This window comes from Phenylobacterium sp. 58.2.17, assembly GCF_026411515.1.
Classification (GTDB): Bacteria; Pseudomonadota; Alphaproteobacteria; order Caulobacterales; family Caulobacteraceae; genus Phenylobacterium.
Map to the genome: position 1 here is coordinate 1 of NZ_JAPMTQ010000003.1, position 26,343 is coordinate 26,343.

The 26,343-nt window shown below is 67.9% G+C and carries 28 protein-coding genes; 10 read left to right on the forward strand and 18 right to left on the reverse strand.

Annotation, left to right across the window (positions count from 1 at the left end; translation table 11 throughout):
• The first annotated feature begins 539 nt into the window (after positions 1-539).
• Positions 540-977 carry an RrF2 family transcriptional regulator gene (locus OUA97_RS03075; RefSeq protein ID WP_267230338.1) on the forward strand — a complete coding sequence of 146 codons (438 nt, stop codon included), beginning with the start codon at positions 540-542 and terminating at the stop codon, positions 975-977.
• A 3-nt stretch (positions 978-980) separates the two neighbouring features.
• Here OUA97_RS03075 and OUA97_RS03080 read toward each other — a convergent pair whose 3' ends face one another.
• From OUA97_RS03080 to OUA97_RS03095, 4 genes are all read right to left on the reverse strand, one after another.
• A complete protein-coding gene (locus OUA97_RS03080; protein ID WP_267230340.1) occupies positions 981-1,370 on the reverse strand; it encodes a hypothetical protein in 390 nt (129 codons plus the stop codon).
• A gap of 31 nt (positions 1,371-1,401) precedes the next feature.
• Positions 1,402-1,743: a hypothetical protein gene (locus OUA97_RS03085; protein WP_267230342.1), complete on the reverse strand. Its 342-nt coding sequence runs from the start codon at positions 1,741-1,743 to the stop codon at positions 1,402-1,404.
• A 42-nt stretch (positions 1,744-1,785) separates the two neighbouring features.
• Positions 1,786-2,214 carry a CBS domain-containing protein gene (locus tag OUA97_RS03090; RefSeq protein ID WP_267230344.1) on the reverse strand — a complete coding sequence of 143 codons (429 nt, stop codon included), beginning with the start codon at positions 2,212-2,214 and terminating at the stop codon, positions 1,786-1,788.
• A gap of 74 nt (positions 2,215-2,288) precedes the next feature.
• A complete protein-coding gene (locus OUA97_RS03095) occupies positions 2,289-2,924 on the reverse strand; it encodes a rhomboid family intramembrane serine protease (RefSeq protein WP_267230346.1) in 636 nt (211 codons plus the stop codon).
• 297 nt (positions 2,925-3,221) lie between these two features.
• On the opposite strand from OUA97_RS03095, the gene OUA97_RS03100 reads away from it, so the two are divergent.
• The 3 genes from OUA97_RS03100 to OUA97_RS03110 all read left to right on the forward strand — a co-directional run bounded on the left by OUA97_RS03100 (position 3,222) and on the right by OUA97_RS03110 (position 7,709).
• Positions 3,222-6,098, forward strand: coding sequence for a M16 family metallopeptidase (locus OUA97_RS03100; RefSeq protein WP_267230348.1), 2,877 nt, complete (start codon positions 3,222-3,224; stop codon positions 6,096-6,098).
• 211 nt (positions 6,099-6,309) lie between these two features.
• The gene (locus OUA97_RS03105; protein ID WP_267230350.1) at positions 6,310-7,041 is read left to right on the forward strand and encodes a hypothetical protein; all 732 of its coding nucleotides are present in this window, start codon (positions 6,310-6,312) and stop codon (positions 7,039-7,041) included.
• A gap of 122 nt (positions 7,042-7,163) precedes the next feature.
• Positions 7,164-7,709 (forward strand): PAS domain-containing protein, encoded by a 546-nt coding sequence (locus OUA97_RS03110; RefSeq protein ID WP_267230352.1) that lies wholly within the window; start codon positions 7,164-7,166, stop codon positions 7,707-7,709.
• Positions 7,710-7,712: 3 nt separating this feature from the next.
• Here the strand turns inward: OUA97_RS03110 and OUA97_RS03115 are convergent, their stop codons facing one another.
• The 3 genes from OUA97_RS03115 to OUA97_RS03125 form a co-directional block, all read right to left on the reverse strand.
• Positions 7,713-8,306, reverse strand: coding sequence for a TetR/AcrR family transcriptional regulator (locus OUA97_RS03115; RefSeq protein WP_267230353.1), 594 nt, complete (start codon positions 8,304-8,306; stop codon positions 7,713-7,715).
• Positions 8,307-8,337: 31 nt separating this feature from the next.
• Positions 8,338-9,291, reverse strand: a complete 954-nt coding sequence (locus OUA97_RS03120) for an aldo/keto reductase (protein ID WP_267230355.1) — start codon at positions 9,289-9,291, stop codon at positions 8,338-8,340.
• Positions 9,292-9,359: 68 nt separating this feature from the next.
• Positions 9,360-11,018: a choline dehydrogenase gene (locus OUA97_RS03125; RefSeq protein WP_267230356.1), complete on the reverse strand. Its 1,659-nt coding sequence runs from the start codon at positions 11,016-11,018 to the stop codon at positions 9,360-9,362.
• A gap of 210 nt (positions 11,019-11,228) precedes the next feature.
• On the opposite strand from OUA97_RS03125, the gene OUA97_RS03130 reads away from it, so the two are divergent.
• Positions 11,229-12,917, forward strand: coding sequence for a sensor histidine kinase (locus OUA97_RS03130; RefSeq protein ID WP_267230357.1), 1,689 nt, complete (start codon positions 11,229-11,231; stop codon positions 12,915-12,917).
• A 5-nt stretch (positions 12,918-12,922) separates the two neighbouring features.
• On the opposite strand, the gene minE is transcribed toward OUA97_RS03130, so the two are convergent.
• The 7 genes from minE to OUA97_RS03165 form a co-directional block, all read right to left on the reverse strand.
• Positions 12,923-13,186 (reverse strand): cell division topological specificity factor MinE, encoded by a 264-nt coding sequence (gene minE / locus OUA97_RS03135; RefSeq protein ID WP_267230358.1) that lies wholly within the window; start codon positions 13,184-13,186, stop codon positions 12,923-12,925.
• Positions 13,183-14,001, reverse strand: coding sequence for a septum site-determining protein MinD (gene minD, locus OUA97_RS03140; protein WP_267230359.1), 819 nt, complete (start codon positions 13,999-14,001; stop codon positions 13,183-13,185). Before minD ends, minE begins: the two co-directional genes overlap by 4 nt.
• A gap of 42 nt (positions 14,002-14,043) precedes the next feature.
• Entirely contained in the window at positions 14,044-14,775 is a 732-nt protein-coding gene (gene minC, locus OUA97_RS03145; RefSeq protein WP_267230360.1) for a septum site-determining protein MinC, read from the reverse strand.
• A gap of 174 nt (positions 14,776-14,949) precedes the next feature.
• A complete protein-coding gene (locus tag OUA97_RS03150; RefSeq protein ID WP_267230361.1) occupies positions 14,950-15,414 on the reverse strand; it encodes a DUF1579 domain-containing protein in 465 nt (154 codons plus the stop codon).
• 80 nt (positions 15,415-15,494) lie between these two features.
• Complete coding sequence (locus tag OUA97_RS03155; RefSeq protein WP_267230362.1) at positions 15,495-17,012, reverse strand: acetyl-CoA hydrolase/transferase family protein; 1,518 nt, start codon at positions 17,010-17,012, stop codon at positions 15,495-15,497.
• Positions 17,013-17,117: 105 nt separating this feature from the next.
• Complete coding sequence (locus OUA97_RS03160) at positions 17,118-17,900, reverse strand: enoyl-CoA hydratase-related protein (RefSeq protein ID WP_267230363.1); 783 nt, start codon at positions 17,898-17,900, stop codon at positions 17,118-17,120.
• A gap of 68 nt (positions 17,901-17,968) precedes the next feature.
• On the reverse strand, positions 17,969-18,499 hold the full coding sequence (locus OUA97_RS03165) for a gamma carbonic anhydrase family protein (RefSeq protein ID WP_267230365.1): 531 nt from the start codon (positions 18,497-18,499) through the stop codon (positions 17,969-17,971).
• Between the two features lie 322 nt (positions 18,500-18,821).
• Between OUA97_RS03165 and OUA97_RS03170 the strand changes: the two genes are divergently transcribed.
• Complete coding sequence (locus OUA97_RS03170; protein ID WP_267230366.1) at positions 18,822-19,586, forward strand: PhoH family protein; 765 nt, start codon at positions 18,822-18,824, stop codon at positions 19,584-19,586.
• Between the two features lie 51 nt (positions 19,587-19,637).
• Here OUA97_RS03170 and OUA97_RS03175 read toward each other — a convergent pair whose 3' ends face one another.
• The gene (locus OUA97_RS03175) at positions 19,638-19,844 is read right to left on the reverse strand and encodes a DUF3126 family protein (protein WP_267230591.1); all 207 of its coding nucleotides are present in this window, start codon (positions 19,842-19,844) and stop codon (positions 19,638-19,640) included.
• Positions 19,845-19,980: 136 nt separating this feature from the next.
• On the opposite strand from OUA97_RS03175, the gene OUA97_RS03180 reads away from it, so the two are divergent.
• Positions 19,981-21,051, forward strand: coding sequence for a beta-N-acetylglucosaminidase domain-containing protein (locus tag OUA97_RS03180; protein WP_267230367.1), 1,071 nt, complete (start codon positions 19,981-19,983; stop codon positions 21,049-21,051).
• A gap of 151 nt (positions 21,052-21,202) precedes the next feature.
• Positions 21,203-22,360 carry an MFS transporter gene (locus OUA97_RS03185; protein ID WP_267230369.1) on the forward strand — a complete coding sequence of 386 codons (1,158 nt, stop codon included), beginning with the start codon at positions 21,203-21,205 and terminating at the stop codon, positions 22,358-22,360.
• Here OUA97_RS03185 and cysE read toward each other — a convergent pair.
• Both cysE and OUA97_RS03195 read right to left on the reverse strand, forming a co-directional pair.
• Positions 22,348-23,178, reverse strand: a complete 831-nt coding sequence (cysE, locus tag OUA97_RS03190) for a serine O-acetyltransferase (RefSeq protein ID WP_267230370.1) — start codon at positions 23,176-23,178, stop codon at positions 22,348-22,350. The genes OUA97_RS03185 and cysE overlap by 13 nt on opposite strands.
• Before the next feature lie 28 nt (positions 23,179-23,206).
• Complete coding sequence (locus tag OUA97_RS03195) at positions 23,207-23,821, reverse strand: NUDIX domain-containing protein (RefSeq protein ID WP_267230371.1); 615 nt, start codon at positions 23,819-23,821, stop codon at positions 23,207-23,209.
• Between the two features lie 82 nt (positions 23,822-23,903).
• On the opposite strand from OUA97_RS03195, the gene OUA97_RS03200 reads away from it, so the two are divergent.
• A complete protein-coding gene (locus OUA97_RS03200) occupies positions 23,904-24,515 on the forward strand; it encodes a nitroreductase (RefSeq protein ID WP_267230372.1) in 612 nt (203 codons plus the stop codon).
• A gap of 310 nt (positions 24,516-24,825) precedes the next feature.
• Here the strand turns inward: OUA97_RS03200 and queF are convergent, their stop codons facing one another.
• On the reverse strand, positions 24,826-25,281 hold the full coding sequence (gene queF, locus OUA97_RS03205; protein ID WP_267230373.1) for a preQ(1) synthase: 456 nt from the start codon (positions 25,279-25,281) through the stop codon (positions 24,826-24,828).
• Between the two features lie 84 nt (positions 25,282-25,365).
• Between queF and OUA97_RS03210 the strand changes: the two genes are divergently transcribed.
• Positions 25,366-26,169: an SDR family NAD(P)-dependent oxidoreductase gene (locus tag OUA97_RS03210; RefSeq protein WP_267230374.1), complete on the forward strand. Its 804-nt coding sequence runs from the start codon at positions 25,366-25,368 to the stop codon at positions 26,167-26,169.
• Positions 26,170-26,343: the final 174 nt, after the last annotated feature.

Below are 26,343 nucleotides of genomic sequence, written 5' to 3' on the forward strand. Positions count from 1 at the left end.
TCTACGGGACCGCCCCGTTCCCGTCAACCAGACTTTTCAGTCTTTTTTCGAGAACTCCGAGATCAACTCGAAACCCTCGAAATGGTCGACGCCCAGACCGTTCCGACGCCTGCAAACCCAAGAAAACCAAGGTCTTCCGAAGTTCGTCCCGGCGGCGTCCCCGTCCAGGGAGGCGGCTATCTAGAGGGCCGCCCCGTCCTCGTCAACCCGGCTTTTTCAGCTTCTTTTCGAAGGCCTCCGGAAGAACCGGAAAACATCCGAAAACGGATCGACTCTCGACCGCTTCGCCATCGGCAAACCCAAGTGATCCAAGGGATCTCTTCAGTCCGTCCCGGCGGCGACCCGTCCGAGGAGGCGGCTGTCTAGGCCCCTCCCCTGAGGGAGTCAACAGCGCGCATGACGCTTCGATGAAACGGGTGGGGAGAACTCTGTGGGAACCGCCCGATCTGGCCCCCGCGCAGGGTCGGAGAGCGGCCGCACACCTTGTAGAAAGCCTCGCGTCGGCATCTAAGAGACGAACTAGGAGACTTATTGAAGCAATGCTCTCGCAAAAGGCCCGCTACGCGCTTCGCGCCCTCGTCGAGCTGGCGCGCGCCGACGGCGCCCAGGTCACGTCCGGAGAACTCGCCGTCCGCGCCGACGCGCCGCGCAAGTTCCTCGAGGCGATTCTGCTGGAGCTCGCCCGCAACCGCATCGTGGTCAGCCGGCGAGGAAAGTTCGGCGGCTACACCCTCGCCCGGCCGCCGGCGGAGGTGAGCTTCGCCGAAGTGATCCGGGTCATCGACGGCCCCTTGGCCCTGGCCCCCTGCGTCAGCCGCCTTTCCTTCCGCAAATGCGAGGACTGTCCGGACCTAGCCACCTGCGCGCTGCGCGAGGCCCTGCTCAAGGCCCGCGACGCCACGTCCGACGTGCTCGAGGGGTACAGCCTGGCCGACGCCGCCAAATCCGGCGGCGCCGAGGTGTTCACCGCGCCGTGACGGTCAACGGCAGGTCTTCACCGGCCTGATCGCCTCGCGCGGCAACGCCTGCCCGATCTCGAAGCCGTCAATCGCATCGAGAGAGATCAGATGCGCCGAGAAATCGGGCTCCAGCCGAACCCCCACACGATAGCGCACGCCCAGGCGCCCCAATTTTTCAGCGTCGCCATAGTCATGGCTGCAACGTCCCGTCGACACGACGAGACGCTCAGGAAATTCGTGCCAGTAAATGAAGCGCTTTCCGCCGGGTGCGACGTCGATTTCGAGAGGCGCCTTGGTCCCAGACCGCCAATTGTTCTTCACGGCTTGAAAGCTGATCGGCGCGCCAGTCTCGTTGACCACCAGCACCCCTGCGGGCGGCATGCATGCGGCCATCGACAAAAGGCCAGCCACAGCAACAATTCTCCCTCGCATCATGGCTTCGTCACCGGCCAGGGGCGTGGAGGATTCTGCAACGGGCCCGTCTCGTTCCAGTTGCCCCGCCCCCATGCCAGCCCTTACCGCGCACAACCGAATTCAGTCCGCCAAGCACATTTGACGGCAGATAAAATGGCCCCAGTTGCTCCCCCTGATAGGTGTGCTGCTTCTCGTGCTCGATCGCATTCTGCGGATCCGGCCAGAGAGGTCCCTTGGAATTCTTCGGATCATATGGATCCCCATTCCAGATGACGGTATTGCCCAGCGTGATCGCGCTCACGCCGCCGACCGGGTTGTTCGTGAACTGAATGGCGTTATCACGGACCCTGATACGTGGGTTCTTGCCCATGACCTTGCCGACACCATGCCCCGCCAGGCCGACGAGCGTCCCTCAGCCCGTGGCGATATAGGCCTTCAAGCCGTCGGCCTCAGCCTCGACCTCGGAGATTTTCCACTTCACCAGGTCGCCGATGGAGATGATTCCGACTAGGCGCTCCTCGACGCACACCGGCAAGTGACGGACGCGGCGGTCGGTCATTCGACCCAGCAACGAATCCACCGTCTCTCCGGGCTCGGCGAAGATCACGTCGTGGGTCATGAAAGCCGACACCGGCTTGTCGAGCGCGGCCGCGCCTTCCTTGGCCATGGCGCGCACCAGATCGCGTTCAGAGACGATCCCGACCACCCGGTCGGCGTCCAGCACCACCATCGCGCCCACCCTGCGGGAATGAAGCAGGGCGCAGATCGCGCCGACGGTTTCCGCCGGGCCGACCGTGAACACCAGGTCGCCCTTGGCCTTGAGGATCTGAGACACAAGCATCTGCACGTTCTCCCTGACACCGTCAGGGAAGCGTCGCGCAGGACGCCAGCGAAATCAACGTTCTCGCGAAAACGTCAAGCTTGCTGGGCGCCCGCCACGCGGCCGAACGCGCCGATCAGCAGCAACCCGGCGATGTAGCCGAAGATATGCGCTTCCCAGGCCACCCCGGCCCCGCCCAGCCCCGGCGCGAAGCCGACCAGGGCCAGCATCAGGTTCACCGCGATCCAGCCGAGCGTCATGCTGATCACCGGCGGGCTGAGGAAGGGACCGGGGGTCGGGCGTCCAATCAGGCGCGCGGCCGCGCCCACCAGCCCGGCCACCGCGCCCGAGGCGCCGATCATCAGCGTCGTGCTGCCCGGATTGACCAGGCCGTAGCCCAGGCTCGCGAGCCCGCCGCACAGCAGATAGAAAATGAGAAAGATCAGCGCGCCGCGGAGGCTGGCCCCGAAGTAGCGCGCGACCGGCGTCCCGAACGCCAGGGCCGCACCAGCGTTCATGAGGGCGTGCGCCCAGCTGCCGTGCAGGAAGATGGCGGTGAACAGCAACGGCCAGCGGCCCTGCTCGAAGGCCGCCGAGGAAAAGGCGAAGTTCGCCAGCAGCCAGTTCTGCGGCAGCAGGGTCTGCACGAAGTAACCGCCGACGATGACCAGCGTGGCCACGACCGCCGGCCACGGGGCGTTGAAGATCGGCTGCCGCTCGTCGTCGCTCAAGATCCGCACTCCGCATCCGGCCGGAGAGAAATGACCGGCCCTTCACCCTGGTTGACCGCCGAGCCAAATCGCCAGGGCCAAATCGCGAGGGGTTGGTCCCTAGATACACTCAAGTTCGGCCAGTCTGAGCGCAATGTGCGACCGGCCGTCGTCTTTTTCGGGGAGCGCCTGCCCCCAAGGCCGCTCGGCCGCCCGGTCGCTCTTCGGGCCATCCTGCGCCGCAACCGCGCCTTGCGAAGGCCACGCTCGCCTGCGCATGGTTCCATGGCTCAACTGGTCTCGGATCCGTAACACCTGATGCGACGTCTCTTCGGCGCGGCCTCCGTGCTCGCTATCGCCCTGTCCCTGCCCGTGGACGCCTCCAGCTTCCCCCTCCCGAAACTGGGACGCGACAAGGCGGCGGCCGACACGGCGCCGGCGGCGCTGAAGCCCGGCGAGTGGGCGCAAGCGCGCTCCGACGTCGCCCCTGACCCGACCATCCGCTTCGGCGCCCTGCCCAACGGCATGCGCTATGCGATCCGCAAGCAGACGATTCCCCCGGGGCAGGCGGCGATCCGGCTGCGCATCGGCGCTGGCTCGCTGATGGAGACGGACGCCCAGCAGGGCCTGGCCCACTTCCTCGAGCATATGGCCTTCAACGGATCCAAGGCGGTTCCAGAAGGCGAGATGATCAAGATCCTGGAGCGGCTGGGCCTGGCCTTCGGCGCCGACACCAACGCCTCCACCAACTTCGACGAGACGGTCTACAAGCTCGACCTGCCGCGCACCAACGACGAGACGGTCGACACCGCCCTGATGCTGATGCGCGAGGCGGCCGGAAATCTGACCCTCGACCAGGGCGCCATCGACCGTGAACGCGGCGTGGTGCTGTCCGAGGAGCGCGCCCGCGACACCCCGCCCTATCGCATCTACAAGGAGCGGCTCGGCTTCTTCCTGAAAGGCCAGCGTCCGCCGACCCGCTATCCGATCGGCCAGGTCCAGGTGCTGGAGGCCGCGCCGGCCGCCGAGTTCACCGATTTCTACAACCGCTACTATCGCCCCGAACGCGCAGTGCTCGTCGCTGTCGGCGACTTCGACCTCGATGCGATGGAGGCCAAGATCAAGGCCAAGTTCGGCGACTGGACGCCGACCGGTCCGGCCGGCGAATCCCCGAACCTCGGGCAGTTGCAGCCGCGCAAGACCGAGGCCAAGCTGGTCATCGAGGCCGGTGCGCCGCTGTCGATGCAATTCGCCTGGATGCGCAAGCCGGACCTGGCCGCCGACACGGTCGCCAAGCGCAAGGCCGACCTCATCGAGCAACTGGGCTTCTCGGTGGTCAACCGGCGGCTGCAGCGCCTGGCGCGCGCCGGCCAGCCCCCGTTCCTCGCGGCCGGGGTCTTCAAGAACAACGAGTACGATGCGGCCGAGTCCACCCTGCTGATCGTCAATGCCGAGCCGGGCCGCTGGCGCGAGGCGCTGGCCGCCGCCGAGCAGGAGCAGCGCCGCGCCGTACAGTATGGCGTGCGCCAGGACGAGCTGGACCGCGAGATCGCCGAGTACCGCGCCAACCTGAAGGCCGACGCCGCCGGCGCCGCCACCCGCACGCCGGCCCAGCTGGCTGGCGAGATCGTCGCCTCGCTGGGCGAGCGCGAGGTCGTCACCGACCCGGCCCAGGATCTGGCGCTGTTCGAACAGACCGTGAAGGATCTGAAGGCCGAGAAAGTGTCCGCGGCGCTGAAAGCCAGCTTCGCAGGTGAAGGCCCGCTGCTGTTCATGGCCTCGCCCCGACCGATCGAAGGCGGTGAGGCGAGCGTGCTGGCCGAACTGGACGCTTCGCGCAAGGTGGCGGTGGCCGAGCCGTCGGCCGCGGCCGAGGTCGCCTGGCCCTACACGTCGTTCGGCGGCGCGGGCCAGGTCGTGGAGACCAAGGAGGCGCCGGACTTCGACACCACCTTCATCCGCTTCGAGAGCGGGGTGCGCCTGACCGTCAAACCGACGCGTTTCAAGGACGACGAAATCCTGGTGCGGGTGAACATCGGCGACGGTCGGCTCGACCTGCCCAAGGACGCGCAGAGCCAGGGATGGGCCTCCGGAGCCTATATCGAAGGCGGCCTCAAGCAGATCAGCGCCGAGGACATGGAGCAGGTGCTCGCCAGCCGCGTCTATGGCGCGCAGTTCAGCGTCGCCGATGACGCCTTCGTGCTGAGCGGCTCCACCCGGCCCGAAGACCTGGATATCCAGCTCCAGGTGCTGACCGCCTATGCGGCCGAACCCGGCTGGCGCGGCGAAGCCTTCACGCGGCTGCAGAGCGCATACAAGACCGCCAACGACCAGTACGAGTCCACCGACTCCGGCGTGCTCAGTCGCGACCTGTCGCTCTTGCTGCGCGAGGGCGACAAACGCTGGGCGTTCCCCAGCCGCGAGCAGATCGCCGACGCCAAGCTGGACGACTTCCGCAAGATGGTCGCCCCAGCCCTGGCCGACGGCCCGGTCGAGGTCGTCATCGTCGGCGACACCACGGTCGAAAAGGCCACCGAAGCCGTCGCCCGCACCCTGGGCGCGCTGCCGCCCCGTCCCGGAACCCAGGTCCCCGCTGCACAGCGCGAGGTCGGCTTCCCGGCCGGCGTGCAGCAGCCGGTGGTCCTGACCCACAAGGGCCGCGCCGACCAGTCGATCGGCTATATCGCCTGGCGCACCAACGACTTCTTCGCCGACCCGCAGAAAGCGCGGGACACCGCCGTGCTGGGCGAGATCCTGGAGCTGCGGCTGGTCGAAGAACTGCGCGAAGCGCAGGGGGCGACCTATTCGCCCAGCGTTGTCTACAGCCACAGCATGATCTGGCCGCGCTGGGGCTATGTCTCGGCCAGCGTCGAGATCCCTCCGGCCAAGCTCCCGAACTTCTTCGCCGACGTGAAGAAGATCGCCGCCGACCTGCGCGACAAGCCGGTGACCGCGGACGAGCTGGCCCGCGCCAAGAAGCCCAGGATCGACCAGATCGAAAAGATCCGGGAAACCAACGGCTATTGGCTGTCCGAACTGTCCGGCGCGCAGACCGACCCACGCCGCCTGGACGCGACCCGCGCCCTGATCCCCGGCACCGAACGGGTGACCGCGGCCGACGTTCAGCGCGCCGCCCAGGCGGTGCTGAAGGACGACGCCATGTGGATGCTAGAGGTCGTTCCGGCCAAGAAATAGGGAACGGCGCCGATCGTCGCGCCCCGCGCGGCATAGCGTCATATGGTCAAGCTGTGGCCGCTCTGGCTCTATGGCTCAAGCGAATCCGCGGCGCTGTCGCGGGGCTGGAACGGCAGTTGGGGGGCCTCGCCCGTATCAGCGACCCCATCGCGCAGGCTTGCACATGTTCGGGATTGGCCGATGATCGTTCCCCAGCCGAGGGGGCCGGCCCATGCTGCCGTTAGACCACATTCCATTTCCCGGCCCTGACCTGGCGGCGACGGCCGTGGCGTTCGCCGCATTGGGCTTCAACGTCTCCCCCCGGTGCGCCTATACCTCCCCCGACGAGCCGGGCGCCCGCTGGGACAATCACTGCGTCTTTCTGGACAAGGGTTGGTTCGACCTGCTGCAGGCGCACGGCGCCCCGCAACCTGTTCGGCCGGGCGGAGCGCTGTTCCTGACCGGCGACCTGGACGCGGCGAGCGCGCGCCTTTCCTCGATGCGGCAGCTCCCGCCCTATCGGCTCATCCGCGGCTGGGACGACGCGCCGGGTCGCGGCCAGGAGGATTTCGCGATGTTCGCCGTGCGTGAACGTATCAGCCCGCTCGGCCTGGCGGTCATCCAGCACCACTATCCCTGCCTGGACGCCTCGCCTGCCTGGTTCGTCCATCCCAACAGCGCGAAGGAAGTCGCCGGCGTGGCTTTCGCAGGCGCCGAGCCTGGGCCCTTCGCCCAGGCGGCGGCCGAAGCCCTGGACCTGTCGGGCTTTGAGTACTGGGAGCAAGCGGAATTCAGCGATGCGTTCGGCGAGGGCGTCGACTGCGCGGTCCGCGTCCGCGTCAGTTCGCTGGCCGCTGCGCGGGCGTCGCTGAGCCCCAGCCTGGCGGTGGTGGAATCAAAAGGGCGGCTGCATGTGACGCCGCCCTCCCCGCTCGGCTGCGGGTTCCTGTTCTTCGAGAGCTAGCGCCCTCGGTCGATCTCCGATCTGCAGGTTCGACGCGTCTCGTTCTGGCACGTCCGCAGCGTGGCCCTGAATCTGCTTGCAAGCCCCATGCGGTCGCCAAGGGCCGCCTCGGAGGCGTCGAGATGTTCCATTCGAACACGCAGCAGATGATCGACTACTGGCGCAGCAAAAGCGGCGTTTCGGGGCTGCCCGTGCGCGCCGACATTGATCCGACGGAGTTCGCCAAGCTGGCGCCCCAGGCCTTCATGCTGGGCCGCGAAAGCGCGGGGATCTATCCGGTGCGGCTGTCGGGGGCCCTGGTGTCCGAACTGCACCAGCGCGACTTGCGCGGGCGCAACTTCCTGACCCTGCTCGATCCGCTCGGCCGCCACGAAGTGCAGACCGCCCTTGAGACCGGCCGCCGCCGTCCCGAGCCGGTGGTCGCCCGTATCGACGCGCTCAGCGACACCGCCACGCTCGAATTGGAGCTGCTGTTCGCGCCGATCGCCGGAGGTCGTGGTTCGCCGGAGCGCTACCTCGGCCTCTATCAGCCGATTTCGCTGGTCGCCGCTCTGCGCGACGAGCCGATCCGCCAACTGTTCGTGCGCGAGGTCCACGGCGTGGGCCACGCCAACGAGGAAACCCATCGTCTGCGCCTGGCGACCCTCGACGGCCGCTGGGTCGCCTGAGGCTCAGAGTGCTTCGCCGGCGTCGTCCAAGATCCGGGATACGGCCTCTTCGGCCCGCGCGCGGGCGTTGGGGGCGTGGAACAGCTTGGCCTGCTGCTGGAACGCCAGGCTGACGCCCACCAACTCGAAGACGACCTGCCGACAGTAGTCGGGCGGCGCCTTGCCCGCCTTGGGCAGGTCCGCGGCCACCCGGACCAGGGTTTCGTGCCACTCGCGTTGCGACTCGACCAGCCGGTCGCGGATGGCGCCGGGCCGGTCGTCGTACTCTTGAGCCGAGACCGCGAAGATGCAGCCGCGCATGTCGGGCTCGCCCTCCAACCAATCGAACCAGCGGCTGAGCAAGGCGTCCATGCGCGCCCGGCCGCGCGGCATGGCCAGGCTGGGCTCGATCACACGGCTGCTGAACCGCGCGATCGCCTCCTCAAGCACCGCCAGCTGCAGCGCTTCCTTCGAGCGGAAGTGAGCGAACAACCCGCTCTTGGACAGTTCCAGGCTGTCGGCCAGCGGGCCGAGCGACAGTCCCTCCAGTCCGACCGCAACGGCCTGCTGGAGGGCCCGCCCGACGATAGCCTCTCGTGTCGCGGCGCCTTTTTTCATGCGCCGCACATTAGCACGATCGGTCGTTTTTTCAAGAATCGATAGCGGACGCCTTGTCCAGCGTCGCCAGGTCCTCGGCGGTCAGCGTCAGGCGGGCCGAGCCCATCAGTTCGTCGAGCTGCTCGAGGCTGGTCGCCGAGGCGATCGGGCCGGTCAGGCCCGGCTGGGCCATGACCCAGGCCAAGGCGACCTGCGCCTGTGACGCCGTCCGGGCGGCCGAGACCTCGTCGAGCGCGTCCAGGATACGCATGCCGCGGGCGTCCATCATCCGCTTGACGCCCTGGCCGCGCGGGCTCTTCGAAAGGTCGGCCTCGGTGCGGTACTTGCCGGTCAGGAAGCCCGAGGCGAGGCCGTAGTATGGGATCACCCCCACCTCGTTCTCGATGCAGACCTGCTGTAGCCCGCTTTCGAAGCCTTGGCGGGCATAGAGGTTGTAGAGCGGCTGCTCGCTGTTGTAGCGGGCCAGGCCCTTGGCCTGGCTGATCTCAATGGCGGACTTCAAGCGCTCCGGCGTGAAGTTCGATGAGCCGATGGCGCGCACCTTGCCGGCCTTGACCAGCCGGTCGAAGGCCTCGGCGGTCTCCTCCTGCGGGGTGTCAGGGTCGTCGCGGTGTGACTGGTAGAGGTCGATGTAGTCCGTCTGCAGACGCTTGAGCGAGGCCTCCACCGCCTCGACCATGTACTTGGCCGAGAGGCCCTTCATGCCCTCGCCCATTTCGGAGCCGAACTTGGTCGCCAGCACGATCTTGTCGCGCTTGCCGCCTTGGGCCAGCCACTTGCCGATCACCGTTTCGGAGGCCCCGCCGCCGGCCGGCGCCCAGCGCGAATAGACGTCGGCCGTGTCGACCATGTTGAAGCCGCCGGCCACAAAGGCGTCCAGCAACTTGAACGAGGTGGCCTCGTCCGCTGTCCACCCGAACACATTGCCGCCGAGCACCAGCGGCGCGACCTTCAAATCGGACTTGCCCAGCCTGCGCAGTTCCATCGTCGCCTCCCATGAAAATTGCTAAAAGAAAAAGGCCCCCTCCAATCGGAGAGGGCCAAATCATAGCGCTAAGCGGCCTTCTGGTCGTCCTCGTAGACCGGCGCGTCCTCCGCCGGCAGCGCGGCCCGCCCGCGGATGATGTCTGAGATCTTTTCGGCGATCATGATGGTCGGGGCGTTGGTGTTGCCCCCGACCAGGGTCGGCATGACCGAGGCGTCGACCACCCGCAGCCCCTCGATCCCGCGCACCTTCAGTTCGCCGTCGACGACCGCCATCTCGTCGCCGTCCGCGCCCATCTTGCAGGTGCCGACGGGGTGATAGATCGTCTCGGCGTGTTTGCGGATCCAGGCGTCGATCTGCTCGTCGGTCTCGACGTCCTTGCCCGGGAACAGCTCCTGGGTGCGGTAGGGATCCAGCGCCGACTGGGCGGCGACCTTGCGCATCATCCGCACGCCCTCGCGCAGGGCGCGGCGGTCTTCCTCGGTGGCCAGATAGTTCGCGAAGATCGCCGGATCGTCCGACGGATTGGCCGACCGCAGGCCGACGCGGCCGCGGCTCTCCGGCCGCAGCTGGCAGATGTGGAAGGTGAAGCCGTCCTTGGGAACCGCGACCTTGCCGTGGTCCTGCATGATCGCCGCGACGGTATGGACCTGCAGGTCGGGACGGTCGAGATCCGGACGCGACTTCAGGAAGGCGCCCGATTCCAGGAACTGCTGGCGGCCCAGCCCCTTGCCGAAGAACATGTAGTTCATGCCGATGGCCAGGGTCTTGATCAGGCCCTTGCGCAGCGAGTGGGCGGTGATCGGCTGCGGGCACTCCCAGGACATGCAGACGTCCAGGTGGTCCTGGAGGTTGGCGCCGACGCCCTTCAACGCCTTGACCACCGGGATGCCGAACTTGCCGAGCTCCTCGGGGTCGCCAATCCCCGACAGTTGCAGGATCTGCGGCGATTGCACGGCGCCAGCCGAGAGCAGCACTTCCTTGTCGGCGTGTACGACGCGCTTTTCGCCGCTCTTGGCGTCGATGTACTCCACGCCCGTGGCGCGGCCGTTCTCGATGACGATCTTGCTGGTCCGCGCGCCGGTGATGCAGGTCAGGTTGGACCGCGACAGGGCCGGGTGCAGATAGCCGCGGGCGGCGCTCCAGCGCTGGCCGTCGTGAATGGTCAGCTGGTACGGCCCCCAGCCCTCCTGCTGGAAGCCATTGAAATCGCTGGTGACCTTAAAGCCCGCCTGGCGGCCGGCCTCAACCGTGGCCGAGTAGATCGGGTTCGGGGTCGAGGCCTTGGAGACCTTCAGCGGACCATCGCCGCCGTGCCAAGCGTCGCCGCCGCCCTCAAGGCTCTCCGAGCGCTTGAAGTAGGGCAGCACGTCCCGATACGACCAGCCCTGAAGGCCCATCTGCCGCCACTGGTCGTAGTCGCGGGCATGGCCGCGGATGTAGATCATGCCGTTGATCGACGACGATCCGCCCCAGCCCTTGCCGCGCGGCCACCAGAGCTTGCGGTCTTCCAGATTCGGCTCGGCCTCAGTCCAGAACCCCCAGTTGTAGGTCCCTTGCTTGCTGATCAGCGCGCCGACGCCGGCCGGCATCTTCACCAGAATCGAGCTGTCTTTGCCGCCCGCTTCCAGCAGCAGCACCTTGACCTGCGGATCCTCCGTCAACCGATTGGCGAGCACGCATCCTGCGGACCCCGCGCCAATGATGACGTAGTCGAAGCGATCCATCTGTTCCGTCCCTAAACACTGTTAAGTTAGCCGCACACTGGCCGAACCCCGAGCGCGAGACAAGGGCCGCAGAACTCTGTTTTTGGGCGCCCCAGCGGCAGGTTTCCCCGGACGCCCGTCAGGAATCGGCCGGACGGCATGACGCCTTGAGCGCGATTGAGTTTCATGCGCCAATGGACTTAGGCGGCAATCCGGTCCTAACGGCAGTCCATGAGCGCCCAGCAGACGGCCTCGGCGGGAGGCGGACACCGCCTCCTTCGAGGCCTGAACCATCAGGTGACCGCCGGCCTGACCGTCGGCGCGATCGTCTTTCTCGCGGCGATCGCAGGCATCCTGCTGCGCCCCAGCGGACACCTCAGCACATTCTGGGCGGCCAACGCGATCCTGCTCGGCCTGCTGGTGCGGCGCCCCGACCTGGCGACCCCGGCCGGCTGGCTGGCCGCCGCAGCCAGCCTGATCGCGGCCGACACCCTCACCGGCAGCGGCTGGGCGCGTACGCTGCTGCTGACCGCCGGCAATCTGGCCGGCGTGCTGACCGGCTATCTGCTGTTCAAGCGCCTATCGCCCGAGGACCGGCTGCTGCAGCGGCCGGCGTCCCTGCTCTCGGTCACCCTGATCGCACTGGCCGCCTCGGCGGCGACCAGCGTGCTGGGGGCGGCGGTCAACGCCCTGCTCTTCCACCGCGACCCGATCAGCGGCTTCTTCATCTGGCTGGCGACGGAACTGGCCAACTACATCGTCGTGCTGCCGGTGGCGCTGACCTTCCCGCGCCCGTCGGACCTCAGGTGCTGGCTGACGCGCACCTTCACGACCCGTCCGCAGCTGCGCACGGCCGCGCCGCTGCTTCTCTACCTGATCAGCCTGGCGATGGTGCCATCGGTAGGCGGCCCCGGGGCCCTGGCGTTCCCGGTCCCGACCCTGCTTTGGTGCGCCCTCACCTACAGCCTGGCGGCCACGACGCTGCTGACGCTGTCCTTTGCGGTCTGGAGCCTGCTGTTCCTGTCGACGGCGTCGGCCTCGATGGGCTTCGTCTCGGTGATGGGTTTCGACCTGATGTCGCTGCGCCTGGGCGTGATGCTGGTGGCGCTGGCCCCGATCACGGTGGCCGGCGTCATGGCCAGCCGCAACGCCTTGCTTCGCGAAGCCGAGGTCGCCCGCCGCGCGGCCGAGGAGGCGATGAGCGCCCGCACGCTGCTGCTGGCGACCATGACCCACGAACTGCGCTCGCCGCTGACCGCCGTGGTCGGCTTCTCAGGCATGATGGCGCGCCAGGCCTACGGGCCGGTCGGTCATCCGAAGTACCTCGACTACGCCCAGTCGATCGAAATCGCCGGCTCGCACCTCAGCGAACTGGTCACCGACCTGCTCGACACCGCCAAGATCGAGGCCGGGCAGATCGAACTGTCGCCGACGCCGGCCTCCAGCCGCGAGATCGTCGAGCAGGCGTTGCGGCTGGTCCGGGGCCTGTCGATCGACGCCGGAGTCACGGTGGTGATGGAGCCCGGCGACTGGCCGGAGGTCCACGCCGACCACCGGGCCGTAAAGCAGATCCTGATCAACCTGCTGGCCAACGCGGTGAAGTTCTCGCCCCCCACCGGCCTGATCGAAGTCTCCTCCGAGGTCAGGAACGAACGCCTGGTGATCTGCGTCCGCGACTTCGGCCAGGGAATCCGTGAGGAGGACCTGGCCGTCCTCGGCCGCCCCTATGTCCAGATGGGAGATCGGGTGACCCGCGCCGAGGGCTGGGGCCTGGGCCTGGCGCTGTCGCACGACCTGATCGAGCGGCACGGCGGGCGCCTGGAACTGGACAGCAAGCTCGGCGCAGGCACCCGCGCATGTTTCGACCTGCCGCTGGCCGACGCCGAGCCGGAAGCCATGACCGCCGGCTCGGCCCGCTAGTCCCGCTAGCCCCGCGGCAGCGCGGTTTCCGGCATCTCGATGTCGATCTCCAGGGTCGAGACCTGATCGCCGCGATCGAGCTTGACCACCACGCGGTCGCGGTCGATCGGGATGTGCTTGGCGATCACGGCCAGGATCTCCTGCTGAAGGATGGCCGCCAGGTCCTCGCCGCCTCCCAGCCCCCGCTCATGGGCCAGGAGCAGCTGCAGGCGGTCGCGCGCCACGGGCGCCGAACGCCGCCCTTTGCCGAAGAAATTCAGGAGGCTCATGCGACCGCCTTGCGGCCGAACAGCCGGCTCATGAAGCTCTGACGTTCCTTGGGCACGCTGACGGCGACATTGTCGCCCATCAGCCGCCGCGCGGCCTCGCTATAGGCCTGGGCGGCCGGCGACACCGGGTTGTGCAAGGTCACCGGACAGCCGACGTTGGAGGCGCTGAGCACGTCCGGGCTTTCCGAGACGATGCCCAGCAGCGGGATCGCCAGGATCTCCAGCACGTCCTCGACGCTCATCATCTCGCCCTTGGCCGCGCGGGCCGGGTCGTAGCGCGTCAGCAGCAGCTGTTTTTCCATCCGCTCGCCGCTCTCGGCGCGCTGGGTCTTGGAGTCCAGCAGGCCGATGATGCGGTCGGAGTCCCGCACCGACGAGACTTCCGGATTGGTGACCACCACCGCCAGGTCGGCGAACCGCATGGCCAGCGTGGCGCCCTTCTCGATTCCGGCGGGGCTGTCGCAGATCACCCAGTCGAACTGTTCGCGCAGATCTTCGATGACCCGCCCGACACCTTCCTCGGTCAGGGCGTCCTTGTCGCGGGTCTGCGAGGCCGGCAGCAGGCTGAGCGTCTCGACCCGCTTGTCGCGGATCAGGGCCTGGGCCAGCTTGGCGTCGCCCTGGACGACATTGACGAGGTCGAACACCACCCGCCGCTCGGCCCCCATGACCAGATCGAGGTTACGCAGGCCGACGTCGAAGTCGACCACCACCACCTTCTGGCCCGCCTGGGCGAGCGCCGCGCCCAGCGACGCCGAGGACGTGGTCTTGCCGACGCCCCCCTTGCCCGACGTGACGACGACTACCTTGGACATGTCTCACCGTTCCTTCCCCTCGCCCCACGACGAGCAACGCAACTAGCCGAGCGCCGAGAGGCGCAAGGCCCCACGATCGCAGCGGACCTGGACGGCATGGCCATGGAGGTCGGGCCCCCAGTGCTCGGCCGTCCGATACAAGTGATCGACCCCGACCAGCTCGGCCTCGAGCCGGCGGCAGAAGATGCGGGCCTCGGCGCCGGTCCGCAGGCCGGCGATCGCCCTGCCCCGCAGCGCGCCGTAGACGTGGATCGAACCGCCGGCGAGCACCTCGGCCCCCGAGGCGACCGCGCCGACGATGGTCACGTCGCCCTCCTCGAAGATCACCGACTGGCCGGAGCGCACCGGCCGGTCGATCAGCAGCGACGGAGAAACCGGCGAGGCGGCGGGGACGTCGACGGCCTCGGGCGCGACCGCGGCCGCCACGTCGCTGCGGGCCTTGCGGGCGACGTTGCCGTGCAGATTGGTCGGCAGGTGCGCCCATGGCGTTCCATTGAGCCCGGCCGGGCGCAGCCCCTCGACGCCGATCAGCTTGAGGCCGCGGGCGCTGATCCCATCGAGCGCGACCAGCACCGACTCGGGCCCGACGCTCTCCAGGGCCGGGCCAAGATCGACGACGATCGGGCGGTTATCGAACAACCCGGCCGAGGCGTGAAGCTGCTGGTCCAGCGCCGCAAACCACTGCGCGAACGGGGCTTCCGGCGCCAGGATCAGCGCCATGATGCTGCGCCCGCGCACCCGGATCTTAGGCAGGGAGAACGTGTCGGCGTTCACGTCGCGCGCCCGGCGATCCGATGCGAATTGTCGATATGCGCAGCCATGACGCCTCCGTCCGGATTGGGGGGACTGGGATCCCGCTCCGGGCGCTCCCTGCGTCGTAAGTTCTAGATTCGTGGGGCTTTCTTGCGGCCTGATCCCGCCGCAGTTTCGGCGCCATGCGGCCAAGCTTCAACGCGCCGGGCGGCGAAACTCCATGATCCAGTTGGTCTCCCAGGTCGCCCCGTCGTCGTACGAGAAGGCCTGGCTCCAGCGCGGGGTTTCGGTGTCGGTCCCGCTCCAGTCGAACAGCACCTTCACCGGATTGCCGTCATCGAAATCGTCGCCGGCGAAGACGCCCCGGCCGTTCTCGAAGCGACCGTAGACCGGCGGCTGCAGCTGACCGTCCTTCGAGTTGATCCAGTAGATGGCCCAGCGATCCTGGCCGGGGTCGTAGAGCCGCAGGGTCATGCCCCTGAAGCCCTTGGTCGGAAAGTCGCTCTCGTCGATCGAAACCGCGCCGTCCATCAGCAGCTGGGCGGTCTCGAAGGAGGGAAACACCTCCCAATCGTCCGAGCCGACGCCGCGGACCTTGAGCCGGCGGTTCGTCACGTCCCAGTCGCCGTGATTGAAATCGAAGTCGTGAGCCGCGCTCATCACCGGTCCTCCTGTCATGGATCGCCGGTCTAGCGAGGGGCTGCTGACAGGGGTCTGTCAGCAGCGTGTCAGGACACAGGTCAGGGGCGCATCGAACCGGTCTCGACGAACCGCTGGTGCCAGGACAGCGCCTCGTTCAACAACGACGGCGACTGCTGGCCGTAGGCGTGCTGGCGCGCGCGGGCGTAGTAGTCGGCCAGGGCCGGGCGATAGTCGGGGTGGGCGCAGTTGGCGATGATCACTTCCGCCTTCTGCTTGGGCGAGAGGCCGCGCAAATCGGCCAGGCCCTGCTCGGTGACGATCACCTGGACGTCCTGGTTGATGTGATCGACGTGGCTGGCCTGCGGCACGATCGCCGAGATCTTGCCGCCCTTGGCCGTCGAGGGCGTGACGAACATCGAGACATAGGCGTTGCGCGCGAAATCGCCCGAGCCGCCGATCCCGTTCTGGATCCGCGAGCCCATGATGTGGGTCGAGTTCACGTTGCCGTAGATGTCGGCCTCGATCATGCCGTTCATCGCCAGGCAGCCGAGGCGGCGGATCAGTTCGGGGTGATTGCTGATCTCCTGTGGACGCAGGATCAGCTTGTCCCGGTAGAAGGCCATGTTGTCGTTGAGCGCAGCGGCCGCTTCGGGGCTCAGCGAGAAGGCGGTGGCCGAGGCCATGCGCAGCTTGCCGGCGGTGATCAGGTCCAGCATGCCGTCCTGGATGACCTCGGTATAGGCGGTCATGTTCTCGAACGGGCCGTCGACCAGGCCGGTCAGCACGGCGTTGGCGATGTTGCCGACCCCCGACTGCAACGGCAGCAGGTTGGCGGGCAGCCGGCCCTTGGCGACCTCGTGGGCGAAGAACTCGAGAACGTGGCCGGCGATGGCCGAGGCGACGCCGTCCGGCGCGGCGAACGGCAGGTTGCGATCCGGCGCCTGCGTCTCGACAATGGCCACGACCTTGTCCGGGTCGCAGCGGAAGTAGGCCTCGCCGATGCGGTCGTCGGCCCGCACCAGCGGGATCGGGACACGGTCGGGCGGCAGGGCGGTGCCGTAGTAGATGTCGTGCATCCCCTCCAGCGCCGGATTCTGCCAGCTGTTGACCTCGAGGATCACCTGCTTGGCGCGGTCCAGCCAGGTCTTGTTGTTGCCGACCGAGGACGACGGAATCAACGAGCCGTCAGGACGGATGCCGGAGACTTCGATCACCGCGGTGTCGAGCGGGCCGAGGAACCCCTGCCAGGCCATGGGGGCGACCTGGCTGAGGTGCATGTCGAAATATTCCATCTCACCGCGGTTGATCTTCTCGCGGGCGATCGGGTCGGAATTGTAGGGCAGCCGGAACTCGATGCCGTCGGCCTTGGCCAGGGCGCCGTCCAGTTCAGGCCCGGTCGAGGCGCCGGTCCAGACCCGGACCTGGAACTTGCGGCCGGCGGCGTGCTCGGCCTCGATGCGGCTGGCGAGGGCCATCGGCACGGCCTTCGGATAGCCCGAGCCGGTGAAGCCGCTCATCGCAACGGTCGATCCCGACGCGATGAGCGAGGCGGCGTGAGCTGCGTCCGTCACCTTGGCGCGAAGTCTCTCGCAGCCGATCCGGGTGTTGCCTGCCATGGGGACGCCTCCACTGAAACTCACTCCTCCATACTCTCCCAGGCAGGGCGAGGACGGCGAAATCTTGTCGCAGCGTAAGGCGCCAATGAGACGGCCGGCGCGGCCTCAGCGTCCCTTCCAGGCCGGCGCGCGCTTCTGGGCGAAGGCCATCGGCCCCTCGACGAAGTCCTCTGACTTGAACAGCGCGCTGACCGCCGGATAGCGGTTCTGGCCCTTGATCGCCGCTTCCAGGGTCGGCTCGTCCAGCCCCTTGTAGACGGCCTCCTTCGAGGCGCGGATCGACATCGGCGACAGCTCGCAGATCTGGCCGGCCCAGCGGCGGGCGGCGGCCATCAGTTCCTTGGGCGGCGTGACCTCGTTGACGAAGCCGAGCACCTGCCCCTCGGCGGCGCTGACCCGGCGGCCGGTGAGGATCATGCCCAGCGCCTGCTTCTGGCCGATCATCCGCGGCAGGCGGTGCAGGCCTCCAGCCAGCGCGGCCAGGCCGACCCGCGGCTCCGGCAGGGCGAAGGTCGCGGTGTCCGCGGCCACGATCAGGTCGCAGGCCAGGGCGATCTCGAACCCGCCGCCCATCGCCACGCCGTTGACCGCGGCGATCAGCGGCTTGGTCAGGTCGAAGCGCGAGGTCAGGCCGGCGAAGCCCGACGGCGGGGACTTCATCTCGCCGCCGGTGGCCTGGTGCTTGAGGTCGTTGCCCGCCGAGAAGGCCCGATCGCCCGCGCCGGTGACGATGCCGACCCACTGGTCCGGATCGGCGGCGAAGGCGTTGAAGGCGTCGTCCAGCTCAAAATGGGCCGGCGAATGGAGGGCGTTCATCACCTCCGGCCGGTTGAGCGTGACGATGGTGATCGGACCCTCGCGGTCCACGCGGATGAACTCATAGGCCATCGAGGATCCCTTCCCTTTGCGGTCTGCGGCGCCCAGGGTTCAGTGGGCGCCGCTACGTCGGTCAAGCGTCAGCCGACGGGACGCAGGCCGGCGCGATACCGTTTCCAGTTCTCGACATAGTGCATGGCTCCGCCGGCCAGCGCTTTGGCCTGGTCTTCGGAAATCTCGCGCACGACCTTGCCCGGCGCGCCCATGACCAGCGAATTGTCCGGGATCTCCTTGCCCTCGGTGATCAGGCAGTTGGCGCCGATCAGGCAGTTCTTCCCGATCTTGGCGCCGTTGAGCACGATCGAGCCGATGCCGATCAGCGAGCCGTCGCCGATGGTGCAGCCATGCAGCATGACCTTGTGGCCCACGGTGACGTTGGCGCCGATGGTCAGCGGATAGCCGGTGTCGGTGTGCAGGACGCTGCCGTCCTGGACGTTCGAGTTCTCGCCGATGGTGATCGGGTCGTTATCGCCGCGGATCGTCGCGCCGAACCAGACCGACGCGTTCTTCTTGAGAATCACCCGGCCGATCACCGCCGCGTTCGGCGCGATCCAGTATTCATCTTCTTTAGGCAGTTGCGGGGCGACTTCGCCCAAGTTGTAGACACTCATCCGTACACCCCGTTTATTTAATCAAATGAGCCATTTAAGGATTCAGAAACCGCGTTAGCATCATTCTAGTGATGCGATTCGAGAGGGGCGAGAGCCCTTCCGCATCACGCCGCGAGTCGGCGTCCGGTTCGCGGCCTGCGTTATGGGGCGGGGTACTAAGGTGTCGCGTTTGCTACGGCGGGGCTTCCCGCCTGGATCACGAACCGAAGACGGACCTCCGGGCCGTTGCGCGCGGCCCCGCCGCACCACTGCGAACTTCATCGATCCTCGAGGGCGAGCCGTTTCGGCGTCGCCCTTTTTTCTTGCCCCTATGGAGGCCTAGATGACCAAGCGAGCTCTGAAGCGACAACTGCGCGAAGGCGCGTTCGACGCCGCCCAGTTCGAGGATGACGCGAAAGTCCGCCGCCTGCCGGTGGACCGCGCATGGTCCCCCTTGGCTCATCACAACGACGACCGCGACCAGGCCTATCTCAAGACGATAAAGGCCAAGTCGCCGGGCCAGCAGGCGCTGATGGACGCGATCGACGCCAAGAACCTGGTCATGGCGCTCGGCCCGGCCGGCACCGGCAAGACCTATCTGGCGATCGCCAAGGCGGTGGAGGCGCTGGAGGCCGGGCGCGTCGGGCGCATCGTCCTGTCACGCCCCGCGGTCGAGGCCGGCGAATCGATCGGCTTCCTGCCCGGCGACGCCGAAGACAAGCTCGCCCCCTATCTGCGCCCGCTCTACGACGCGCTGTCGGACCGGCTGTCGATGAAGCGGGTGCGGGCGCTGATGGCCGAGGGCGCCATCGAGATCGCGCCGGTCGGGTTCATGCGCGGCCGCACGCTGAACAACGCCTTCGTGGTCATCGACGAGGCGCAGAACTGCACCTACGGGCAGCTGAAGATGCTGCTGACCCGGCTGGGCTGGCATTCGACCATGGTGGTGACCGGCGACCCGGCCCAGTCGGACCTGCTGCCGGAGCTCTCGGGCCTGGGCCCGGTCGCCGACCGCTTCGAGGAAATCTCGAACATCGCGGTCGTGCGGCTGAAGGACGTCGACATCGTGCGCCACCCGCTGGTGGCCGAGATGCTGGGCGTGCTCTGACGCCGTCATAGAGCCCGGCCCCGGAGCCCGGGGCCGGCGCTCGACCTGCGTTTAAGGCAGGTCTTCGGCCAGGATGGCCATTTCGAACATGAACGAACCGTCGCCGTCCTCGTCCTCGAAGACGACGCCGATGAACTCTTCGCCGATATAGACCTCGGCCGAGTCCTTCTGCTTGGGGCGGGGGACCAGCGTAATCCGCGCATTGGCGAAGGTGCCGCGCAGGTGGCCTTCGACTCGGCGGATAGTTTTTTCGTCCAGCACGCTGGGCTCCTTCGTAGATTTCGCCGGGAACCTAAGGGTTTTGCGCCGAGCCGCAAAGCGCCTGCGTCCGAAAAAGCTGGGGACGCGGCGCCGGCGCCCGCTAGTCTGGCCGCCGAACGAGGGGGAGGACCGCGTGGCGAACGTCGAGCTGGGACTGGTCGAGGGTTATTACGGCAAGCCGTGGTCGTGGGCCGAGCGGCGCGCGGTGGTCGAGGCGCTGGTCCCGCACGGCTACCGCTTCTTCCTCTATGCGCCGAAGGCCGACGCCTTTCTGCGCCGCCGCTGGCAGGAACCGCATCCGCAGGAGGCCGCCGCCGAGTTGCGGGCCTTTTCCGCCTTCTGCCGCGCCGCCGGGGTGCGGTTCGGCGTCGGCCTCAGCCCCTACGAGATCTATCGCGACTTCGGCCCTGCCGCGAAGGACGCGCTGGCCGCCAAGCTCGCCCAGCTCGACGCGCTCGGCCTCGACGACCTGGCCATCCTGTTCGACGACATGCGCGGCGATCTGCCGAACCTGGCCGCCAGCCAGGTCGACATCGTCCACTGGATCGCCGAGCGGACCACGGCGCGCCGGGTGATCGTCTGCCCGTCCTACTACACTGACGACTCGATCCTCGACCGCGTGTTCGGCCAGCGGCCGGAGAACTATCTCGAGGACCTCGGCGCAGGCCTCGACTCCGCCATCGAAGTGTTCTGGACCGGCGAGGAGGTCTGCGCGCGCGAGTTCAGCCCCGGGCACCTGGAACGGGTCGGCCGCCAGCTGCGCCGCAAGCCGCTGCTGTGGGACAACTATCCGGTCAACGACGGGCCGTTGATGTCGCCGTTCCTGCATCTGCGCGGCTTCACCGGGCGGCCGGCCAGCATCGGGGCCCAGATCGCCGGCCACGCCGTCAACCCCGCCCTGCAACCGACGCTGTCGCTGATCCCGGCGATCACCCTGGCGCGGAGCTATGCCCAGGGCGAGGCCTACGAATATGTCCGCGCCTTCCAGGACGCCGCCTGCCAGGTGCTGGGCGCCGACCTCGCCGCGGCGGTGGAGCGCAACATCACCCAGTTCCAGGGCTTCGGCCTCGACCGGCTGACGCAAGAGAACATGAGCCGCATGCGGCCGCGCTATGCCGGCTTCGACCATCCGGCCGCCCGCGAGATCGTAGCCTGGCTGGACGGCGCCTATCGCATCAGCCTCGCCGAGATCGAAGCGACTTGAGCCCTGCTCCGCCAGAGGCCTAGACTGAATAACCGCGTTCGCGGGAGAGCCGAGAGAACCGCCCAGTGGCCGTCTGATTCCGTCCTGAACCGCCATCCGCCCGCGCAGGTCCTGACCTGCGCCGCTCGACGCGCGCCTTCCGGACAGACCCATGGCCTTCTTCCGCAACACCACCGTCAATCTGCTCAATCTGCACTATGGAATCCACGCCCTCGCGCTCAGCGGCGGCGGCGCGTTCTTCGCCGCCTTCCTGCTGAAGGCCGGCGTCCCGGCGCATGGGGTGCTGACGGCGATGGCCGCCATCCTGATCGGCCGCTTCCTGATCCGGCCGGCGATCCTGCCGCTGGGCCGCCGCTTCGGCCTGAAGCCGCTGGTGATCGTCGGGACGATCATCAACGCGATGCAGTACCCCTTGCTGGCCGAGGTGCACGGCGTTGGCTGGCCGCTATTCGCGCTCTGCGCGTTCTCGTCGGTCGGCGACACGTTCTACTGGACCGCCTATCACGCCTACTTCGCCTCGCTGGGCGACGCCGAGCATCGCGGCCACCAGATCAGCGCCCGCGAGGCCGCCTCGGCGCTGGTCGGCATCGCCGCGCCCCTGCTGACGGGCTGGGCCCTGGTGACGCTAGGGCCGCGCTTCGCATTCGGGGCGACCTGCCTGGTCCTGATCCTCTCGGCCGCGCCGCTGCTGTGGACGCCCAATGTGGCGATCGCCGACGAGGCCCCGAACGCCCTGCGCGCAGCCATCCCCGGGGTGCTGCTGTTCGCCGCCGACGGCTGGACCGCCATGGGCTATGTCTTCGTCTGGCAGATCGCGCTGTTCAGCGCCCTGAAGGAGAGCTTCACGGCCTTCGGCGGGGCCATGGCCTTCGCCGCAATCGTCGGGGTGACCAGCGGCCTGGTGCTCGGGCGGTTCATCGACGCCGGACATGGCCGGCGCGCCGTGTGGTTGGCCTGCGGTGTGATGGCGGCGACGATCCTGGCGCGGACCGGAGCCTATCTGCATCCGGCCACCGCGATCCTGGCCAACGCCGCCGGCGCGGTCGTCGTCGGGCTCTACACGCCGACCATGATGACCGCGGTCTACAACCTCTCGAAGCGCTCGCCGTGCGTGCTGCGCTTCCACATCGCCGCCGAGGGCGGCTGGGACGCCGGCGGGGCTAGCGCCTGCCTGCTGGCCGCCGGCCTCATCTGGGCCGGCGCGCCGCTGTCGGCGGCGATCGCCGTTTCGTTGTTGGGCACGGTCGCGGCGTTCGTCCTGCTGCGCCGGGCCTACGGCGCCGAGCAGCCCGCGCCTCAGATGACGTAGTCGTAGACCGCCTCGGCCAAGGTGTGGTCCATGCTGCGCGCCGGCTCCTCGCAGGTCGGGCAGTTGACCAGCCGGGCCGGCACGCCGGCCGCCGTGCAATGCGGCGGCACGGGCTTGAGCACCACCGAGCCGGAGGCGACCTTGGCGTAGTCGCCGATGGTGATGTTGCCGAGGACCTTGGCGCCGGCGCCCAGCAGAACGCCCTTGCCGATCTTCGGATGGCGGTCGCCGCGTTCGGCGCCGGTGCCGCCCAGCGTCACGCCCTGCAGCAGCGAGACGTCGTCGCCGATCACTGCGGTCTCGCCGATGACGATGCCGGTGCCGTGGTCGATGAACACCCCCGAGCCGATCTTGGTCGCCGGGTGGATGTCGACCTGGAAGATCTCGGACATCCGGCTCTGCAGATAGTGCGCGATGGTCTCGCGGCCCTGATGCCACAGCCAGTGGGCCACGCGCTGGGTCTGCAGGGCCTGGAAGCCCTTGAAGAACAGGAACGGCTGGACGTAGCCCTTGCAGGCCGGGTCGCGTTCGAACACGGCCTTGAGATCCAATTCGGCGATCTCGACCAGCCGCGGATCGGCGCGATAGGCCGCGTCGGCCAGTTCGCGCAGGCTCATGGCCCGCAGCTCCTGATCGCCCAGCTTGCGCGCCAGTTGATACGACAGCGCCGCGCCCAGGTCGTCGTGGCTGAGCACCACGGCGTTCAGCAGCGAGGCGAGCGCCGGCTCGGCCTTGGCGGCCCGTTCGGATTCCATGCGCAACGCGGCCCATACCGGCGGCGCAGCCGAGGGGTCGATCACTTCCAGGCGCTGGCTCAAAGGCTCCTCCCGTCCCAAAGGCGGTCCCCTATCCTAGCATGGCGCGCGCGAGCGGCGCCGACAAAAGTCCTTCTTGGGCCATGTGGTATGCCCGAAGCAGCATGGCAACCGTTAAGGCGTCGCGGATGTGGCCGTCGATCGCCGCCTGCAGCGCCTCGCGAAACGGAACCCGGACCATGGCGATGTCCTCGGTGTCGTCGGCATGGACTGTCCCGGAGGCCGGACGCAGGTCGGTCGCCAGGTAGCCGATCGCCAGTTCGTCCGTAACCGAGTTCGACAGCTGCACGCGAAGGATCTCACGCCAGTCGCCCGCCGCCAGATCGGCCTCCTCGGCCAGCTCGCGCTGCGCGCCCGCCAGCGGGTCCTCGTCCTTCGGGCCTCCGCCTTCCGGAATCTCCCAGCTGTAGTCGGCGAATGGGAACCGGTGCTGCCCGACCAGCACCACCGCGCCGTCCTCGTCGATCGGCAACACCGCCAGGGCGTAGTTCTTAAATCCGACCACGCCGTAGAATGCGGCCGCACCAGTCGGCGCCGTGGCGTCGTGCTCGGTGATCCTGATCCATGGATTCTCGTAGGCGACCTTGGATTCGCCACGAAGCCAGGGCTTTCCATGCTCGGTCAGCCACGCCGGTTTTTGCGACATATTCTCAACTAACCTTGCAGTTCACGCCCGCGGCCCCCAATAAAGGCGCCTGACGATCACTCATCCCAGCGAGAAGCCCGTCTTGTCCATCGCACTTCCCGACGCCCCGTCCTTCGGCGCCCCGGTCGACCAGCATCCCTGCCCCGAACTGCTGAACTTCCTGGCCACCCGCCGCTCGGCCTCGGCAGTCACCCTGGCCGAGCCTGCGCCGGGCGACGACGACGTCGCCGCGCTGATTCGGCTGGCGGCCCGTGCGCCCGACCACGGCAAGCTGGCGCCGTGGCGCTTCATCGTGCTGCGCGGCGAGAACAAGGCCGCCTACGCCGCTCGCCTGGAGGCGTTGGCCCAAGGGCGCGGCGACGTGCGGGCCGCGGCCAAACTGGCCAAGCTGAAGACGCCGCCGCTGGGGATCGCGGTGGTGTCGGCCCCGCGCGCCCACGAGATTCCGGAATGGGAGCAGGTGCTGTCGGCCGGCGCGGTCTGCACTGGACTGCTCTACGCCGCCCAGGCGCTGGGCTACGGGGCCAACTGGATCACCGACTGGTACGCCTATGACGCCGAGGCCAAGTCCGTCCTGGGGCTTAATGCGGGTGAAAACGTCGCCGGCTTCATCTTCATCGGGACGGCGAAGGAACCGCCGATGGAACGCGAACGCCCCGACAGCGCGGTGTTGACCTCGGTCTGGAAACCGTAGCCCGACGGCGCTGCGCCAGAGACTCGGGCCCAAGAATCACGGCGGCCGGACAGCGATGGCCCGCTGCCCGGCCTGATGTGACACGCCCGAGGAGAGATGGGCACGGTCCTTATATCACGCGGCGGACCGACCCGCTAGTCAATCGCGCCTCTCGGTCACGCGGCCGGAGGCGGCTGCAGGTTCAAGAGCCGCCAGAACTACAACCATTGCGATGTATTCGGCGGAATGAATACTGTCAGGCGGCGGACCGACCCATATCCGTCAACCGTCCGGACCAGGATTACCGGCCCGGAGCATCCAAGGATGCTGGTCAGCCGCGCCCGCGATACGTGGCGACACCCTGATCGGGAACCCAAAGACCCTCCGGCGCCGGGCCGCTTTGCCAGAAAACGTCGATCGGAATCCCTCCGCGCGGAAACCAATAGCCGCCGATGCGCAGCCAGCGCGGCGCGGCGATCTCGACGATCTTGCGTCCGATAGCGACCGTGCAGTCCTCGTGAAACGCGCCATGGTTGCGGAACGAACCGAGGTACAGCTTCAAGGACTTCGATTCGATCAGCCAGTCGCCAGGCGCATAGTCAATGACCAAGTGCGCGAAATCAGGCTGGCCGGTCACCGGGCAGAGCGAGGTGAACTCAGGCGCCGTGAACCGCGCCAGATAGAGCGTGTCGCTCTGCGGATTGGGGACGCGCTCAAGGACCGCGGTCTCCGGGCTGTCGAAGCCCCGGACGTCCCGTCCCAGCTGGGTCAGATGCAGTTCTTCCATCGCCGGGATTTATCCCGACGGACGGTTTGCGGCAACCGAGCGACCCGCTATCAAACAAGCAAATAGACATATGGGGAGAACGCCATGTCCGGCGGCGATTTCGAAGGCTTCATAGTGGTGATCACCGGCGCATCGACGGGGCTCGGTCGGGCCATCGCCGTGGAGACGGCCAGCCGGGGCGCCCGGGCCGTGGTCATCAACTACGCGCGCAGCGCCGACGAGGCCAAGGAAACCGCTCGCCTGGTCGAAGCGCACGGCGCTCAGGCGGTGCTCGTGCAGGGCGATGTCGCCAATGACGCCGACTGCCGCAAGATCGCCGCGGCGGCCGAGCCGTTCGGCCGCATCGACGCGCTGTTCAATAATGCCGGCGTCACCAAGTTCGCGCCCAACCACGCCGACCTCGACGCGGTGTCCGCGGAGGACTTCCTGAACCTCTACGGCGTCAATGTCGTGGGCGCCTTCCAGATGACCCGCGCCGCCCGCGCCCTGCTTGAGGCCGCCGAGCGTCCGGGCGCGGTGGTCAACACCTCGTCGATCGCCGGCGTCGCCGGCATCGGTTCCTCGGTGCCCTACGCCGCCTCGAAGGGCGCCATGAACACCATGACCCTGTCGCTGGCCCGCGCCCTGGCGCCGAAGATCCGCGTCAACGCGATCTGTCCCGGCTTCATCGACACGCCCTGGTTCGACAAGGGCGTCGGCGCCGAACGCGCCCAGAAGATGCGCGAGGGCGCGGCCGCCAGCACCCCGCTGAAGGCCGCCTCGACCGCCGAGGACGTCGCCGCCGCCGCGGTGTTCCTGGCCTCGCCCGGCTCACGTCACGTCACCGGCGAGACTCTGCTGGTCGATGCGGGCACGCACCTCGGCTACGCGCCGATGGCCATGCGCTGAGCAGCAGGCTGACGCAATCTGGGGTGAAACCCTGACGCACAGGGAAGCCGTGGCGCCGAAGGCACAGTCATTCGCCCAAAAGCGCGGCGCCAGGGTTTGTTAACGCTCAAAAATCAAACAGCGAATACCCAGCGTAGGTGATCAGCTCCGCTCACGTTGATCTGCCGGTCGGCC